Raw genomic sequence first — 16,187 nt, forward strand, 5'->3', positions numbered from 1 at the left:
GGCGGGATGGGGACGCGCGGGCGGGGGCTGCGGGATCTGCGGGCCGTGCTGGCGCCGGTGGCGGCGGGCATGGCCGTGATGGCGGCGGCCGCAGCGGTGCTGGTGCCCGCGCTGGGCCGCGGGTCGGGCCCGTGGGGGCCCGGGGCGGACGCGGGCCCGGTGGCGGCGCACCGCACGGCGGGCCCGGGGCTGCCGCAGGCGGCTCCGGCGGCGCCGGGGTGCACCCCGAGGACCGCGGCGGCGAGCCTGCGGCCGTCGGCGGCGGACGGCCCGGCGGTGCAGCGGATCCGTCGGAAGGGCCAGTTGGTCGTCGGGGTGGACCAGAACACCTACCGGTGGGGGTACCGGGATCCGGGGACGGGCCGGCTGGAGGGCTTCGACATCGATCTGGCGCGGGCGATCGCCCGGGACATCCTGGGGCCGGACGCCAAGGTCGTCTTCCAGGCGGTGCCGACCAACCAGCGGATCCCCGCGGTGCGGCAGCGGACGGTCGACATGGTCGTGCGGACGATGACGATCAACTGCGCGCGCAAGGAGCAGGTGGCGTTCTCCACGGCGTACTTCCAGGCCGGGCAGCAGGTGCTGGCCCCGAAGGCGTCGCCGGTGACGGCGTTCGACGATTCGCTGCGCGGCAAGCGGGTGTGCACGGCGGCGGGTTCGACGGGTGAGGCGGAGCTGTCGCGGCGCAGCCACGGGGCGCGGGTGGTGACGGCCCCCAATCAGCTGGACTGCCTGGTGCGGCTCCAGTTGGGCGAGGCGGACGCGGTGGTGACGGACAGCGCGCTGGCCGCGGCGCAGGCGGCGCAGGACCCGGCGGTCGAGCTGAAGGGCACGCCGTTCACCGACGAGGCGTACGGCGTGGCGATGAACCAGGACGACCCCGATCTGGTGCGCCGGGTCAACAAGGTCCTGGACGACTACCGCCGCGGCGGGGACGACAGCGCGTGGATGCGGGCGTACCGGAAGTGGCTGCGGGCCGATCTGCCCGGTATACCGGGGCCGCCGGCGCCGGAGTACAGCGACTGAGGCGTCGGGCGGCGTCCCGGGGCCCCGCGGGCGTTCACGGGGTCACTATGGAGGGGCCGGCGGTCGGCCGGTACGGGGGCAGGGGGGCCGAAGGCCCGGCGGGGAGCCGGGCCGCACCAACCGCCGTGCACGGTACGCGTAGTGGGAGAGGTGAGCGATGGGGGTCCCTGGACCCTTCCCCGGCTCGGCAGGGAGGCCCGATGCCCCGGTGCCGGACCGGGAGGAGGTGGACCGCGCGCTGGCGCGGCTCGGTGCCGAGTACGAGGCGCTGGAGACGTCGCTGCTGGCGCTCCAGGACCACGCCGGCCGGCGGCTCCTGGAGGGCGCCGGCCTGACGGGCGTCACCAAGGAGCGCTGGGCCGGGGCGGAGCGCGCCATCGCGGAGCTGTGGGCGCTGTTCGACGCCTACACGGAGGTGCTGGCGGCGGCCCGGAAGGTGCGGGCGCGGCGGCGCTGGCCGTCGGCCGGTGATCTGGCGGAGCTGGCGGAGCTGCTGTGGGACGGCGGGGTCGCGGTGCCGGCGGAGGCGGGCGGCGCGCCGGGCGAACGGATCGGCCTGGCCGAGCTGGTGGCGCGGATGAACGGCCGGTACGCGCGGTCGCTGGACGTGATCGTGGCGGCGGACGCGGTGTGGTCGGCGCTGCCGGCCCGGATAGACCTGCTGGCGGAGGAGTTGCGGCGGACGCGGTCGCTGGCGCACTCGGTGGGGGTGCGGCCCGGTGAGCATCCGGCCGGTGACGACCTGGAGCGGATCACCGGGGAGCTGGCGCGGCTGCGGGAGCGGGTGATCGCCGATCCGCTGGCGTTCTGGAAGGCGTCGCCGGAGGGCAGCGCGGCACCCGGCGGGGGCCGCCCGGACACCGACCGCTACGACCGGGCGGCGCGGGCGCTGGAGGACATCCGGCGGGAGATCGCGGCGGTGCTGGACGTGCGGCAGGACGCCGAGCGGCGGCTGATGCTGCTGCGGGACGTGCTGTCGCGGGCGGACCGTACGCTGACCGAGGCGCGGCAGGCGCGCGGAGAGGTGCTGGCGAAGATCGCGGCGTCGGAGGTGCCGGCGGTCAGCGGGCCCTCGACGGCGCTGCACGAGCAGTTGGCGGCGGCCGCGGAGTACCGCCGGCGGGCGCAGTGGCACCGGCTGTCGCCGCTGCTGGACTCCCTGGAGGAGCGGGCGGAGGAGGAACTGGCCCGGGCCCGCGAGTCGTTGACGGCGGTGACGGCGCCGCTGGCGGTGCGGGCGGAGCTGCGCGGCCGGCTGGACGCCTGCCGGGCGCGGGTGGCGCGGCAGGGCCTGGCCGCGGATCCGCTGCTGGTGGAGCGGTACGACGTGGCGCGCCGGATGCTGTGGAGCGCGCCGTGCGATCTGCGGGCGGCGGAGCAGGCGGTGTGGCGCTATCAGGAGGCGGCGGCGGAAGCGCTGGTTCCGGAGCAGCGGGACGGCCGGGAGGAGCCGTGACGGAGCGGGACGGGGGGCGGTGCCAGCGCCGGGAGTGCGCGGGGCGCTACGAGGACGTCGGCGGCGGCGAACTGTACTGCGAGGTCTGCGGGCTGGCGCCGGTGGTGTCGCCCGAGGGGCTGCTGTCGGCGACCGCGACGGTGCTGACGCAGCGGGTGGACGCCGGCGGGGCGACGGTCGCCGCGCCGCCGCCGAGCCGGGCGCGGGGCTCCCGGACGGCCGGGACGCACGTCCCGGGGCAGCCGGCGCGCGGCCGGTCCGGGAGCGGGCCGGGCCGGCGGCCGGTGGTGCGCGGCAGCAAAGGCGGTGCCGCCGGTTCCGGGGGCGGTTCGGGGGCGTCCCACGGGCGGCTCGGCGCCGGGCTGGTGGCGGTGCCGCAGGTGCCGCGGCGCGATCCGCGGTCGGTGGTGCTGGAGCGTCCGCAGGTGCCGGAGCGGAAGCGGTTCTGCAGCCGCGGGGAGTGCGGGGCGCCGGTGGGCCGGGGCCGGGACGGGCGGCCGGGCACCGCGGAGGGGTTCTGCACCGCGTGCGGGCACCCGTACAGCTTCGTGCCGAAGCTGCGGCCCGGGGAGCTGGTGCACGGCCAGTACGAGGTCGCGGGCTGCCTGGCGCACGGCGGGCTGGGGTGGATCTACCTGGCGCGGGACCGCGCGGTCGACGACCGGTGGGTGGTGCTCAAGGGCCTGCTGGACACCGGTGACGAGGAGGCGCTGGCGGCCGCGGTGTCCGAGCGGCGCTTCCTCGCCGCGATCGAGCACCCGAACATCGTCCGGATCTACAACTTCGTGGAGCACCTGGACCGTTCGACGGGCAGCCGGGACGGCTACATCGTCATGGAGTACGTCGGCGGCACGTCCCTGAAGGACCTGGCCAACGAGCGGCGCACGGACCAGGGGCGGCGCGATCCGATGCCGGTGGAGCAGGCGTGCGCGTACGGCATCGAGGCGCTGGAGGCGCTCGGCCACCTGCACGACCGGCGGCTGCTCTACTGCGACTTCAAGGTGGACAACGCCATCCAGCAGCAGGACCGGCTCAAGCTGATCGACCTGGGCGCGGTGCGGCGGATGGACGACCGCACCGGCCCGGTCTACGGCACGATCGGCTACCAGGCGCCCGAGGTCGGCGAGGTGGGCCCGTCGGTCGCCTCGGACCTGTACACCGTCGCCCGGACGCTGGCGGTCCTCACCTTCGACTTCCAGGGCTACACCAACGTCTTCGCGGACTGCCTGCCGGATCCGGAGCACATCGAGGTGTTCCGCCGCTACGAGTCGTTCTACCGGCTGCTGGTGCGGGCCACCGACCCCGACCCGGACCGCCGGTTCGGATCGGCGCAGGAGATGGCCGAGCAGCTGACGGGCGTGCTGCGGGAGGTCGTGGCGCTGCGGACGGGCGAGCCGCGGCCGGCACCGTCGACCCTGTTCGGGCCCGAACTCCGCGTGGTGGGCACCGAGTTGGTCCCGCCGCTGGCCGGGGACGCCTCGGTGCTGGGCGCGCGGCGGACCGGCCGCCGGCGGACCCGGCGCCCGGCGGCGGCCGGCCCCGGGCCCGGGGAGCCGCTGCTGCGGCCGCTGGACGTGGCCGGGGCGGCGCTGGCGCTGCCGGTGCCGCGGCCGGACGCGGACGACCCCAGCGCCGGTTTCCTGGCCGGACTGCACGCCGCGTCGCCCGCGGAGCTGCTGGCCGCCCTGCGCGCGGCGCCCGCCGACTCCCCGGAGGTCCGGCTGCGGGCCCTGCGCGCCCGGCTCGAACTGGGCGCCGCCGCCCCGCCGCCCACCGGGCCGGACGCCCCGCCCCCGGAGGACGGCGGGCCCCCGGCCGCCGACTGGCGGGCGGTGTGGCACCGCGGTCTGGCCGCGCTGGTGGCCGGCGACCACGAGGACGCCGCGCTGGCCTTCGACGCGGTCTACGACGCGTTCCCCGGTGAGCCGGCGCCGAAGCTGGCGCTGGGCATCAGCGCCGAGCTGCTGGGCCAGCCGGCCACCGCGGCGGAGTACTACCGCCTCGTGTGGGCGACCGACCGCGGGTACGTCAGTGCCGCGTTCGGGCTGGCCCGGGTGCGGCTGGCGGAGGGGGACCGGGCCGGTGCGGTGGCCGCGCTGGAGTCCGTACCGGAGTCGTCCATCCACTACACCGCGGCCCGGGCGGCCGCGGTGCGGGCGCGGCTGCGGCGGCGCGCGCCCCGGGAGCCGCTGCTGCCGGACCTGCTGGCCGCGGCCCAAGAGGTCGAGGCGCTGGCCGAGTTCGGGCTGGACGACCGGCGGCGGGCCCAGCTCGCCACCGAGGTACTGGGCAGTGCCCTGGACTGGGTACTCTCCGGGAGCCACGGCGACGGGCCCGGCACCGCCGGACGGACCGCGGAACGGACCGCCGGACGGACCGCCCGACGGGCCTCCGACCGGACTGCCGACCGGGCGTCCGGCGGGCCTCCGGCCGGAACTCCCGGCGGTGCCCCGGACGGTGTCCGGGACGGCGGGGTACCGGACGGCGGAGTACGGGACGGTGCGCCGGGGCCTGCCGCTGCGCGGCAGCGGCCGGTGCTGCTCGGCAGCCCGCTGGACGAACGCGGGCTGCGGTCCGGGCTGGAGCGGTCCTACCGCCTGCTGGCCCGGCTCGCGCAGCGTGGTGAGGAAAGGATCGAGCTGGTGGAGCGGGCCAACCGCTTCCGCCCCAGGACATGGGTGTGACATGGGTGTGACTGGGCCGTCCCGGTGCCGGAGCTGCGAGGAGCCGCTCACCGCGGGGGACAACTACTGCGGGCGGTGCGGCGCCGATCCCCGGGCGGCGGGCGGGTACGGCGCGCCCGCGGGCCAGGGGGCCGCGGCGCCGCACGCGGACCCGGCAGGTCCGGCGGGGCCGCCTCCGCCGGACCCCACGACCCGGCTGCCGTACGGGAGTCCGGCGCCGCGGGAGGGTGCCGCGGACCGGCCGGCGGACCCCCGGGTCGTCGGGTACGAGGCGGTCGCCGACGCCGCCGCCGGAGCCGCGCCGCGGACCGGAGCGGAATCCGCCGGGCGGGCCGCGGACGGTCCGGCCGCCGGGCCGGGACAGCCCGCCCCGGCGCCCGGCGGAGCGGCTCCCACGCCACCCGCGCCACCGGCCGGTCCTGCGGCCGCGCCCGCCGCACCCGGAAGCGGAACGGCACCCGAAGCGGCCCCCGGGCCCCCCGGGCCCCCCGCGGCCGGCAGCGGAACGGCTCCCGCCGCCCCGGCGGGGCCCTCCCGCGACCACCTGGAGCAGGAGGTGGCGGGCATCGCCGCGGTCAGCGACCTGGGCCGCCGCCACCACCGCAACGAGGACTACTTCGCCCTGGCCGCCACCGCGCTGCCGGACGGCGCGCCCGCGGTGCTCGCGGTGGTCTGCGACGGGGTCTCCTCGGCGACCCGGCCGGACGACGCGTCCCGGGCCGCGGCCGAGCGGGCCGCCGGGGCGCTGCGGATGTCCCTGCCGCGCGGTGCGCACCCGCAGCAGGCCATGCACGACGCGGTGCTGGCGGCCTCGGCGGCGGTGGACGCGCTGGCCGCCGACCCGTCGCTGGCGCACGACGCCTACCGCCAGCAGAACGCCCCGGCCTGCACGCTGGTCGCCGCGGTGGTCGGCGGCGGGCTGCTGACCGTCGGCTGGGTCGGCGACAGCCGCGCGTACTGGATCCCCGACGACCGCACCGCGCCGCCGGTCCGGCTGACCGAGGACGACTCCTGGGCCGCGCAGATGGTCGCCGGCAACTTCATGACCGAGGAGGAGGCCAACGCCGACGAGCGGGCGCACGCCATCACCGGCTGGCTCGGCGCGGACGCCTACGAGGTCGAACCGCACGTCGCGGCCTTCCGGCCGGACGGCCCCGGCGTGGTGGTGGTGTGCACCGACGGGCTGTGGAACTACGCCGAGAGCGCCGCGGCGATGGCCGCGGTGCTGCCCCTGGACGCGCCGGCCCGGCCGCTGGAGGCCGCGCGGGTGCTGGTGGGCCACGCCCTCGCCGGCGGCGGGCACGACAACGTAACGGTCGCGGTGGTGCCGTTCCCGGCGCCCGGGCCGGGGGCAGGATCGGCCTGAGCACCCCGAGTCCGCACCCGCCGGCCCCGGCGGGCGGCGGCCGCAAGGAGCGGAACTGACCCATGGTCCACTTCGCCAAGTCGCGGGTGCCGCGCTTCACCGCCGAGGTGCACCACAACCCCTTCCTCCCCGAGGGCGGGCGGGAGGTGCACGCCGTGCTGACGGTCACCGCGACCGGGGGCGGTTCGACCGGCGGCCGCCCGGTGGCCGGCCCCGGCCGGGAGCCGGACCCGGGGGTGCTGCTGCGGGTGCGGACGCCCCTGGGGGCGCGGGTGGCGCTGCTGCGGCAAGTGGCGCCCGCCGCCGCGGACCTGACCGCCCGGCGAAGAGCCTCGGGGCCGCGCACGGGCGACTACCCGACCGGCCCCTGGGGCGACGAGTCCCGCGACTACCACCTGTGCCTGCGGCTGCCGGACCCCGGTCTGGGCCGGGAGATGCTCGCCGCCCGGATCGCGGTCCTGCTGCCCGCGCCGGACGGCGCCGCCCCACGGGTCGTGGCGCAGGCCCTGGTCCGCGCCGTATGGACGGACGAACCGGCCTCCGCGGTACGTATCGACCGACAGGTGGCACACCACACGGGACGGGCGGAACTGGCCCAAGCCATCCAGCGGGGGCTGGATGCGGCGAAGTGGGGAGATGCCGTGCGCGCCCTGGCGGAACTGCGCCGGGCGGCGCTGCTGGCCGCCGCCCCGGGGAACGGGGACACTGCGAAACTCCTTGCGAAGGTGGTGGACGGCGTCGATACCGCGGCGGGTACTGTGCGACAGACGGCGGAGGCCGCCGAGACCGGACGGGAAGGCTCCCCGACGGCGCCCGGCACCCGGACTCCGCCCGGCGCAACACCGACGAACGACCACGATCAGCTCTGATTCAGTACCACCCGGAAGTAACGGTACGGAGGGGGAAGAACCGACATGCCGACCTGCCCGAGCGGCCACCAGTCGGCGGCCGAAGACTGGTGCGAGGTGTGCGGCCAGCGCATGGCGGGTGCCGTCCCCCCGCCGCCCTCTCTGCCCGCCGGCTTCCTGAACACACCGCCGCCCGCCGACCCCACCGGCCCGCCGCCGGGGCAGCCCGGCCCGCCGCCCGGCGCCCCCGTTCCACCCGCCCCGTTCCCGGGCCAGCCCGGCCCGCCGCCCGGCGCCCCCGGCCCGCAGGGCGGCCAGGGCGGCCAGGGCGGCTACGGCTTCCCGCCGCCCGCGCCCGGCCCCGGCGGCCCGCAGCAGCCGCAGGGCGGTTACGGCTTCCCGCCGCCGGCCCCCGGCCCTGGCGGTCCGGGCGGCCCCGGCGCCCCCGCACCCGGCCCCGGCCCGGTGCCCCCGGGCGCCCCGTTTTCCCCCGGCCCCGTTCCCGGCGGCCCCGGCACGCCGCCGCACGGCGCGCCCCTCCCCGGCCCCGGCCCCGAGCAGGCCGCGGAGCCGCAGCCGTGCCCGCAGTGCCGTACGCCCCGCGAGGGCATGGCGCCGTTCTGCACGGAGTGCCAGTACAACTTCCTCACCAACTCCCCGGCGTCGTTCGCGCCGCCGCCCGGCGCGCCGGCCCCCGGCGGCCCCCAGGGCGGCTACGGCTTCCCGCCCCCGGCCCCCGGGCCGGGCGGCCCCGGCGCGCCCGCACCCGGCCCCGGCCCGCAGGGCGGCGGCTACGGCTTCCCGCCGCCGCAGGCCCCGCAGCCCCAGCCCCCGCAGCAGCCGGGCCCGCCGCCCGGTATGCCCGGACCCGGCGGCTATCCGGGCCAGCCCGGTCCGCCGCCCGGTATGCCGGGCCCCGGCGGGCAGCCCGGTCCGCCGCCCCCGCCGCAGGGCGGTGACGACTGGCCGCTGCCCCCGCCGGGCCCGCAGCACGCGGCCGGCCCGATGGCGCCCCCGCAGCCCGGACCCGGCCCGCAGGCCCCGTTCGAGCAGCAGCCGCCGGCCCCGTTCGACCAGCCCCAGCACCACTTCGAGCAGCAGCCGGGGCCCGACGGGCAGTGGCCCGGCGGCCCCGGCCAGGCCCCGGCGGCACCGCCGCAGGCCCCGCCGCCGGTCGTCGGCGACGGCTGGGTGGTGGCGATCGCCCCGGACCGCGAGTACTTCATGGCGATGATGAGCCGCAGCGGCCCCGAGGCGGCCGGGCTCAACCTGCCCTCCTACTCCCCCGAGCAGGTGCTGCCGCTCGCCAACGGGCAGGTGTCGGTCGGCCGCCGCCGGAACAGCACCGGCGAGTCCCCGGACGTCGACCTGGGCCGGACCCCGGAGGACCCGGGCGTCTCGCACCAGCACGCCCTGCTCGTCCAGCAGCAGGACGGCAGCTGGGCGGTGGTGGACCAGAACTCCACCAACGGCACCACCGTCAACCTCGCCGAGGAGCCGATCCAGCCGTACGTGCCGGTGCCGCTCCACGAGGGCGACCGGGTGCACGTCGGCGCCTGGACGACGCTCACCGTCCGGCGCGGCTGACCCCGCACACGCAGCAGACGGGTCAACTCCGGTGCGTGGCCGCCGCGTCACGCACCGGAGCACCCCGCCGCCGGTGCCCCGCACCGCCCGTCCTCCGTCCGAAGTCCCCGGCCGGGCGGTCTGCCACCATGGACCGGTGAACAACATTCCGCAGGGCACGCTTCAGGAGCAGACCTTCTACGAGCAGGTCGGTGGCGAGGAGACCTTCCGCCGTCTGGTGCGCCGCTTCTACGAGGGGGTCGCCGAGGACCCGCTGCTGCGGCCGATGTACCCGGAGGAGGATCTCGGCCCGGCCGAGGACCGCCTGGCCCTCTTCCTCATGCAGTACTGGGGCGGGCCCCGCACGTACAGCGAGAACCGCGGCCACCCCCGGCTGCGGATGCGGCACGTCCCGTTCACCGTCGACCGGGCCGCGCACGACGCCTGGCTGCGGCACATGCGCGACGCGGTGGACTCGCTCGGCCTCGCCGAGGCGCACCGCGCGCAGCTGTGGGACTACCTCACGTACGCGGCCGCCTCGATGATCAACACCCCCGGCTGAGAGAAGCCTCACACCGGCCCCGGCCGGGCCGCCCGGTCACGATCCGGTCAAGACCCGCCGCGAACCGCTCGCCCGGCCCGCCGCGCTCTGAGACGATCCCCCGCATTCGAGCGCCGTTTCGGAGGTGTCGCAGTACGGGCGCCGAGAGCCGCCGGTGCGTCCCGGCCGGCGGCCCGGGGCCGCTCCGGGGGGGATCCGTGTCCGGCTTCATCGTGCAGCGGTGGCGCGCGCACCGCGCGCTGCCCGCCGCCGCGCTGCTCGCGGTGGTGCTGACCGCCACCGTGCTGGCCACCCTCGCCGCGTTCGCCGCGGCGGTGGGCGACGCCGGACTGCGGCAGGCGCTGCGCGGCGGCTCCGCCTCCGCCGCCGCGCTCCGGGTCACGGCGCAGCTCCCGGCCGCCGACCGGACGGCGGCGGACCGCGCGGTCGCCCGGGCCGCCCAACGGGCCTTCGGCCGGCTCCCGTTCACCGTCCGCACGCTGACCCGCTCGGGACCGTACGCGCTGCCCCGCCCGCCGGACCCGCCCGGCGGGTCCGGGAGCGGCGGCCCCGCGGGCGGCGAGCCCGCCCTCACCCACCTCGCCGTCCTCGACCGCGGCCGCCTCACCCTCACCGCCGGGCACTGGCCCGGCGCGGCGGCGCACGGCCGGCTCCCGGTGGCGCTCCCCGAGGCCGCCGCCACCCGGCTCGGCCTCCGCCCCAGCAAGCGCCTCACCCTCGGCAGCCGGCTCTCCGGCCCGGCCCGGCTGGCCGTCGAGATCACCGGCGTCTACCGCCCCACGGACCGCACCGACCCGTACTGGCAGCTCGACGAGCTCGGCGGGCGCGGGGTGCGCACCCTCGGCTACCCCACCTACGGGCCGCTGCTCACCGGGCCGGCGGCGTTCGGGGCCGGCGGTCCCCTGGTGCCGGAGTCGGTGGGCTGGCTGGCCACCGGCGACTTCCGCACGCTGACCGCGGACCGGGTGCCGGCGCTCGCTGCCGCCGCGCGGCCGGCCGCGCGGGCCCTGATGGCCGACCCGGTGTTCCACGGGCGGGCCACCGCCGCCACCGAACTCCCCGACGTCCTGGCCGGGTTGCGGCGGTCGCTGCTGGTGAACCGCTCCACCGTGCTGCTGGTCGCCCTCCAGCTCCTGCTGCTGGCCGGATACGCGCTGCTGCGGGTGGGGCGGCTGCTGAGCGCCGAACGGGCCGCGGAGCGCGTCCTGCTGCGGGCCCGCGGCGCGTCCCGGCGGCGGCTCGCCGGGACGGCGCTGGCCGAGGCGCTGCTGCTGGCGCTGCCGGCCGCGCTCGCCGCGCCACTGCTGGCCGGTCCGCTGCTGCGGCTGCTGGTGCGCGGCGGCCCGGCCGGACCGCCGCCGGCCACCGCACCCACCGCCGCCACCTGGCTGACCGGCGCGCTGGTGGCGCTGGTCTGCGCCGCCGCGGTGGCCGCCCCGGCGGTGCTGCGCTCCGGTGCGGACCGCCCGGCGGGCCGGGCCCGGGCGCTGCCCGGCGCGGTCCGGGCCGGTGCGGACCTGGCGCTGCTGGTGCTCGCCGGGGTCGCGTACGCGCAGCTGCGGCAGCGGACCGGCGGCGGAGACGGCGGCGGAGGCGGCGGGGTGCTGACCGCGGACACCGGCGGACGGCTGGGCATCGACCCGGTCCTGGTGGCCGCCCCGGCGCTGGCGCTGCTGGCCGGGACGGTGCTGACCCTGCGGCTGCTGCCACCGGCCGCCCGGCTCGCCGAACGGGCCGCCGCCCGCGGCCGGGGCCTGGCCGCGGCGCTGGCCGGCTGGCAGCTCGGCCGCCGCCCGCTGCGCGCCACCGGCCCGGTGCTGCTGCTCGTCCTGGCGACCGCGCTGGGCATGCTGGCGATCGGGCAGCGCGCCTCGTGGGACCGCTCCCAGGACGACCGGGCCGACTTCCGGGCCGGCGCGCCGGTGCGCGTACTGACCGGCGGGGCACCGCGGTGGGGGCAGGGCGGCGGGTACGCCGCGCTGCCCGGGGTCGCGGCGGCGCTGCCCGCCGGGTACGCCCCGCTGAGCCTGCCGGACGGCCGGGCCTCCGCCCTGCTCGCCCTGGACACCCGGGCGGCGGCGGGCGCACTGCTGCTCCGCGGCGACCTGGCGGGCGGCGCCGCGGCCGGCCCGGCCGGCGACCCGGCGGCCAACCGGGCCACGGACGCGCTGCTGCGCTCCCTGGCCCCGCCGGCCGGCCCGCCACCGGGCCCCGAACTCCCGCCCGGGACCGCGCGGTTGACGCTCACGGCCACCCTGACACCGCTCCGGGCGCTCCCCGGGCCGCCGGCCCCCGGCCCGCCAGGCAGCCCTGCCGGCCCGGCCCCGGCCCTCTCCGTCCTCGTCACCGACGCCCACGGCAGCCCCTTCACCCTCCCCGCCGGCCGGCTCCCGGCCGACGGGCGGCCGCACACCGGCACCGTGGACCTGGCCGCCGCGGCGGGCGCCCCGGCCGGTCCGCTGCGGCTGACCGGCCTGACCCTCGACCTGGCGCAGACCCCCGTCTCGTACCGCCAGCGGCTCACCCTGGACGCCGTACGGGCCGTCACCGGGGACGGCACCGGCCACCCGGTGACCGCCGCGCGCGCGACGGGCTGGACGGCCCGGATCGGCGACAAGAGCACCTCGGCGGGCCTGCCGCACGGCCCCCGGGCGGACCGGGCGGAGACGACCGGCGGCGGGCTGCCGGCCGTGACGTACGACAGCGGTGCCCGGCTGGACAACTGGGCGGCGGCGGTGACGACCGTACGGGTCACCGCGGCGCACCCCGCGCGGCCCCCGCTGGCGGCCGCGGCCACCGACGCGTTCCTGCGGGCCGCCGGCTCCCGGGTCGGCTCGGTCCTCGACGTCACCGTGAGCGGCCAGGCGCTGAAGGCCAAGATCGTCCGGGCGGTGCGCGCCCTGCCCGGACCGGGGGACGCGCCGCCCGGCGGCGGCGGGCTGCTGCTCGACTTCGGCGCGGTCAACGAGGCGCTGTCCGACCTCGGGGCCGCCCCGCTGGACGCCACCGAGTGGTGGCTGCGCCCGCGGCCCGGCGCCACCGCGGAGGTGGTGGCCGCGCTGCGGGCCCGTCCGGACACCGACCCCGGGCAGGTGCTGGTCCGCGACGAGCTGGCCCGGGAGCTGCACGGCGATCCGCTGGGCCAGGGGCCGCGGACCGCACCGGCGGCCGCGGCGGTGGCCGCGGTGGCACTGGCCGCGACCGGTTTCGCGGTCGGCGCGGCGGGAGCGGTCCGGGAACGCACCGGCGAACTGGCGGTCCTGCGGGCCCTGGGAGCGCCGCGCCGGCAGCTGGCCCGGATGCTCGCCGCGGAACAGGGCGTACTGATCGCACTGGCCCTCGCCGTGGGCACGGCCCTGGGCACGGTGCTGACCCATGCGGTGGTGCCGCTGGTCGTCCTGACCCAGGACGCCGGCCGCCCGGTGCCACCGGTGCTGGTCGAACTGCCGCCCGGCCAGGTCGCCGCGCTGCTCGCGGCGGTGGCCGCCCTCCCTCTGCTGACCGCCGCCCTCACCGGGCTCCACCGCCCCGCCCTGACCCGCACCCTGCGGGCGCGGGGGGAGGGGTGAGGGCTGGGGGTGAGGTGGCGTGCGGGGTGACGGTGGGTGGTCGGAGGCCGGTGGGGGCGGTGGGGCAGGGGTGCGGGGGTGCGGACGGTGAGGCGGAGGCGGGCGGTGGAGTGTGGGGAGCCTGCGGGGGCGATGAGGGCTGTGCGGGGTGAGGGGTATGCCGGGCTGCTGGGGTGGTTGGGGTCTTTGGTGGGGCGGATGGGGTCGTCGCTGGGATTGGTGGGATTGCTGGGGTGGCTGCTGGGGCTGACGAGGCGGGCGCCACGGCGAGTACGGGGAGGGCTGACGGGGCGGCTGAGGTCGGCGGGATGGCGAAGGCTGACGGGTTGGCTGAGGTCAATGGGGCGACTGAGGACGACGAGACGGCTGAGGCTGACCCGACAGGCCCTCCGGTTTGGGCGCGCAGGACGGTCGGAACGGTCGGAACGCTCGCAAAGGGCGGATCGGCCGGGACGGTCCGCACGGACGGAACGGCCTGGAGGGCGTGGACGGCCGCCCCGCCCCCCGCTTCCCCCCGCGCTCGCCGCCCGGGCCGGGGCCGCTCCCCTGCCGGCGCTGGCGCTGGGCGCGTTGGTCCTGGTCACCGCGTTCCTCGCGGCGGCGTTCCCCCGCGGGGTGGAGGCGTACCAGACCCGCGCCGTCCGGGCCGCCCTCACCGACGCCCCGCCCGCCCGGCGCACCCTCGACATCACCGCCGACAGCCGCCCCGACGACACCACCGCCGACCGGACGGGCCGTCAGGACACCGCTCTCCAGCGCCTCTTCACCCCGCCCCTCACCCTCGTCACCGCCGACGCCCTGCACGGCGTCCGCACCACCGCCCCCGTCCCCGCGACCGCCCCCGGTCTGCCCCGTCCCGACGGCCTCGACCCCGCCCTCACCCTCTACGCGCTCTCCGGCCTGGCCCGGCACAGCGCCGTCGCCGAGGGACGCCTCCCGCGCCCCGCACCGCCCGGTGCCGCCCGGGAGGCCGCCGTCACCGTCGCCACCGCCCGCGCCCTCCACCTCCGCCCCGGCGACCCGCTGCGCGCCGGCGGGCTGGAACTGCGGATCTCCGGCCTGCTCACCCCGCGCGCCCCGGACGGCCCGTACTGGGCGGCGGACCCCCTGCTGACCGCCGCCGCCCTGTCCCCCTCGGGCGACCCGCCGCAGAAGCGGTGGCGCGCCGCGCTGCTGCTCGCCCCCGAGGACGGCCCGGCACTGCGGGCCACCGGCGGCGAGCCGGAACGCTTCTGGCGCTACCCGCTCGACCCCGGCCCGCTGACCGCCGCGCAGGTCCCGCTGCTGCGCGAGCAGGTGCGGTCCTTCCAGCGCGGCCCGGGCCTGGCCCGGGTGCGCCAGGTGGTGGGCACCGGCGGTCTGACCGGCACCGACCTGGACGGCCTGCTGGACGGCTACCTGCGCGGCCGGGACGCGGTGGCCCCGGTCGTCGCGGTGGCCGCCTGCGGGATCGGCACCGTCGCCTCGGTGGTACTCGTCATGGCCGGCGGGCTGGCGGCCGTCCGGCGGCGCCGCGAACTGGCGCTGCTGCGGGCCCGCGGCGCCTCCCTGCCCGGCCTCGCCGGCCGGCTGGCCGCGGAGACCGCCGCGGTGGCGCTGCCCGCGTCGGCCGCCGGCTGGGCCCTGGCCGTCCTCCTCGTCCCCGGCGAGCGCCTCCTGCCGTCCTTCCTCGCCGCGGCCGCCACGGCGCTGCTGGGCACCCTCGCACTGCCGCTGCGGGCCGCCGCCGCGCACCGCGCCGTCCGCCCGGAGGTCCGCACCGACCTGGTCCGCGCCCGCCCGTCCCGGCGCCGCACGGTCGCCGAACTGACCGTGCTGGCCCTGGGGGTGGCCGCCGTCGCGGCGCTGCGCCGCCGCGGCACCGGGAGCGGCGGCGTGGACGTCCTGGTCAGCGCGGCCCCCGTGCTCATCGCCGGGATCGCCGCGCTGCTCCTGGTCCGGCTGCTGCCGCTTCCGCTCCGGCTCGCGGCCCGGCCCGCCGCCCGGACCCGGGGGCTGACCGCGTTCCTGGCCCTGGCCCGGGCCGGCCGCTCCCCGGCGGCCGGACTGCCGCTGCTCGCCCTGCTGGTGGCGCTGACCACCGCCTCGTTCGGCGGCGCGGTGCTCGACGGCGTCGCCACCGCCCGCGACCGCGCGGCGCTGGCCGCGGTCGGCGCCGACGCCCGCCTCACCGCCGACCACCCCCTGCCGCCGGCCCTGCTGTCCGCCCTGCGCACCGCCCCCGGCGTCCGGGACGCCGTCCCGCTCCGCATCGGCACCCAGCCCGCCGACGACAACGGTCCGCCGCTGTACCTGGTCATCGCCGACCCCGGCGCCTACGCGCGGCTCGCCCGCACCACCGGCCTGGGGCCGTTCGACGCCGCCGCCCTGGCCGACCCGGGCGGCGACCGCCCGCTGCCGGCGCTGGTCTCGCCCGGTTTCCGCACCCGCTTCGGGGACGCGCCCATGGCCCTGCAACCGGAGTTCGGCCAACTCGTCGTCCGCCCGGCCGTGGTACGCCGCGACACCCCCGCGCAGCCCGGGGGCGACTTCGTCGTGGTCAGCGCCCGCAGCGTGGCGCGGCTCCATCCCGACACCTACGCCGACCCGGCCACCGGCCCCGCCACCGTCCTGCTCACCGGCCCCGCCCTCGACCCGGCCGCCCTGCGCACCGTCCTCCACGACCACACCCCCAGCACGCTCCCCACCCGCCTCACCCTGCGCAGCGCCGTCCGCGCACGCTTCGCCGACTCGCCCCTCCAGCAGGGCGCCGAACGCCTCTACACCGCCGCGGTCGCCGCCGGCGCCGGCTTCGCCGCGCTGGCCCTGCTCCTCGCCCTCCTCCAGACCGCCCCCGAACGCACCCGGCTCCTCACCGGCCTCCGTGCCCTGGGCCTGCCCCCGTCCCGGGGCCGCCGCCTCCTCGTCCTCGAAGCGCTGCCGCCCGCCCTGCTCACCGCCCTCGGCGGCCTCCTCACCGGCACCGCCACCGTCCACCTGCTCGCCCCCGGCACCGACCTCACCGCCCTCGCCCTCCCCACCACCTCAGCCCCCACTCCCGCCTCCCCCGTCCACCCCCACCCCGACCTCCCCTCCCTCCTCCTCCCCACCCTCACCCTCCTCGCCCTCTC

General features: G+C 79.2%; 8 protein-coding genes and 1 pseudogene. All 9 read left to right on the forward strand.

Translation table 11 applies throughout. The features are described 5' to 3' along the window. Positions 1 to 6 precede the first annotated feature (6 nt). Entirely contained in the window at positions 7 to 1,026 is a 1,020-nt protein-coding gene (locus MUU72_RS27555; protein WP_248016116.1) for a glutamate ABC transporter substrate-binding protein, read from the forward strand. Between the two features lie 157 nt (positions 1,027 to 1,183). Then, entirely contained in the window at positions 1,184 to 2,482 is a 1,299-nt protein-coding gene (locus MUU72_RS27560; RefSeq protein WP_248016117.1) for a hypothetical protein, read from the forward strand. Continuing rightward, complete coding sequence (locus MUU72_RS27565) at positions 2,479 to 5,166, forward strand: serine/threonine-protein kinase (protein ID WP_248016118.1); 2,688 nt, start codon at positions 2,479 to 2,481, stop codon at positions 5,164 to 5,166. Before MUU72_RS27560 ends, MUU72_RS27565 begins: the two co-directional genes overlap by 4 nt. Position 5,167: 1 nt before the next feature. After that, a complete protein-coding gene (locus tag MUU72_RS27570) occupies positions 5,168 to 6,532 on the forward strand; it encodes a PP2C family protein-serine/threonine phosphatase (protein ID WP_248016119.1) in 1,365 nt (454 codons plus the stop codon). A 236-nt stretch (positions 6,533 to 6,768) separates the two neighbouring features. Further along, positions 6,769 to 7,401 (forward strand): annotated as a pseudogene (locus tag MUU72_RS27575) (hypothetical protein); the annotation flags it as partial. Positions 7,402 to 7,446: 45 nt separating this feature from the next. Further along, entirely contained in the window at positions 7,447 to 8,967 is a 1,521-nt protein-coding gene (locus MUU72_RS27580; RefSeq protein ID WP_248016121.1) for an FHA domain-containing protein, read from the forward strand. A gap of 136 nt (positions 8,968 to 9,103) precedes the next feature. Continuing rightward, positions 9,104 to 9,508 (forward strand): globin, encoded by a 405-nt coding sequence (locus tag MUU72_RS27585; RefSeq protein WP_248016122.1) that lies wholly within the window; start codon positions 9,104 to 9,106, stop codon positions 9,506 to 9,508. A 197-nt stretch (positions 9,509 to 9,705) separates the two neighbouring features. Next, positions 9,706 to 13,077: an FtsX-like permease family protein gene (locus MUU72_RS35435; RefSeq protein ID WP_308403878.1), complete on the forward strand. Its 3,372-nt coding sequence runs from the start codon at positions 9,706 to 9,708 to the stop codon at positions 13,075 to 13,077. A gap of 570 nt (positions 13,078 to 13,647) precedes the next feature. Continuing rightward, the coding region (locus MUU72_RS35440) for a hypothetical protein (protein WP_282504748.1) at positions 13,648 to 16,187 on the forward strand (2,540 nt) is incomplete at its 3' end.

Origin of the sequence: Streptomyces rhizoryzae (assembly GCF_023155275.1) — a bacterium.
Classification (GTDB): domain Bacteria; phylum Actinomycetota; class Actinomycetes; order Streptomycetales; family Streptomycetaceae; genus Streptomyces; species Streptomyces rhizoryzae.

Bases quoted from the DNA above. Each gene is read 5' to 3' on its own strand.
- MUU72_RS27555 (WP_248016116.1), top strand. From the start codon at position 7: ATGGGGACGCGCGGGCGGGGGCTGCGGGATCTGCGGGCCGTGCTGGCG.
- MUU72_RS27560 (WP_248016117.1), top strand. From the start codon at position 1,184: ATGGGGGTCCCTGGACCCTTCCCCGGCTCGGCAGGGAGGCCCGATGCC.
- MUU72_RS27570 (WP_248016119.1), top strand. From the start codon at position 5,168: ATGGGTGTGACTGGGCCGTCCCGGTGCCGGAGCTGCGAGGAGCCGCTC.
- MUU72_RS27580 (WP_248016121.1), top strand. From the start codon at position 7,447: ATGCCGACCTGCCCGAGCGGCCACCAGTCGGCGGCCGAAGACTGGTGC.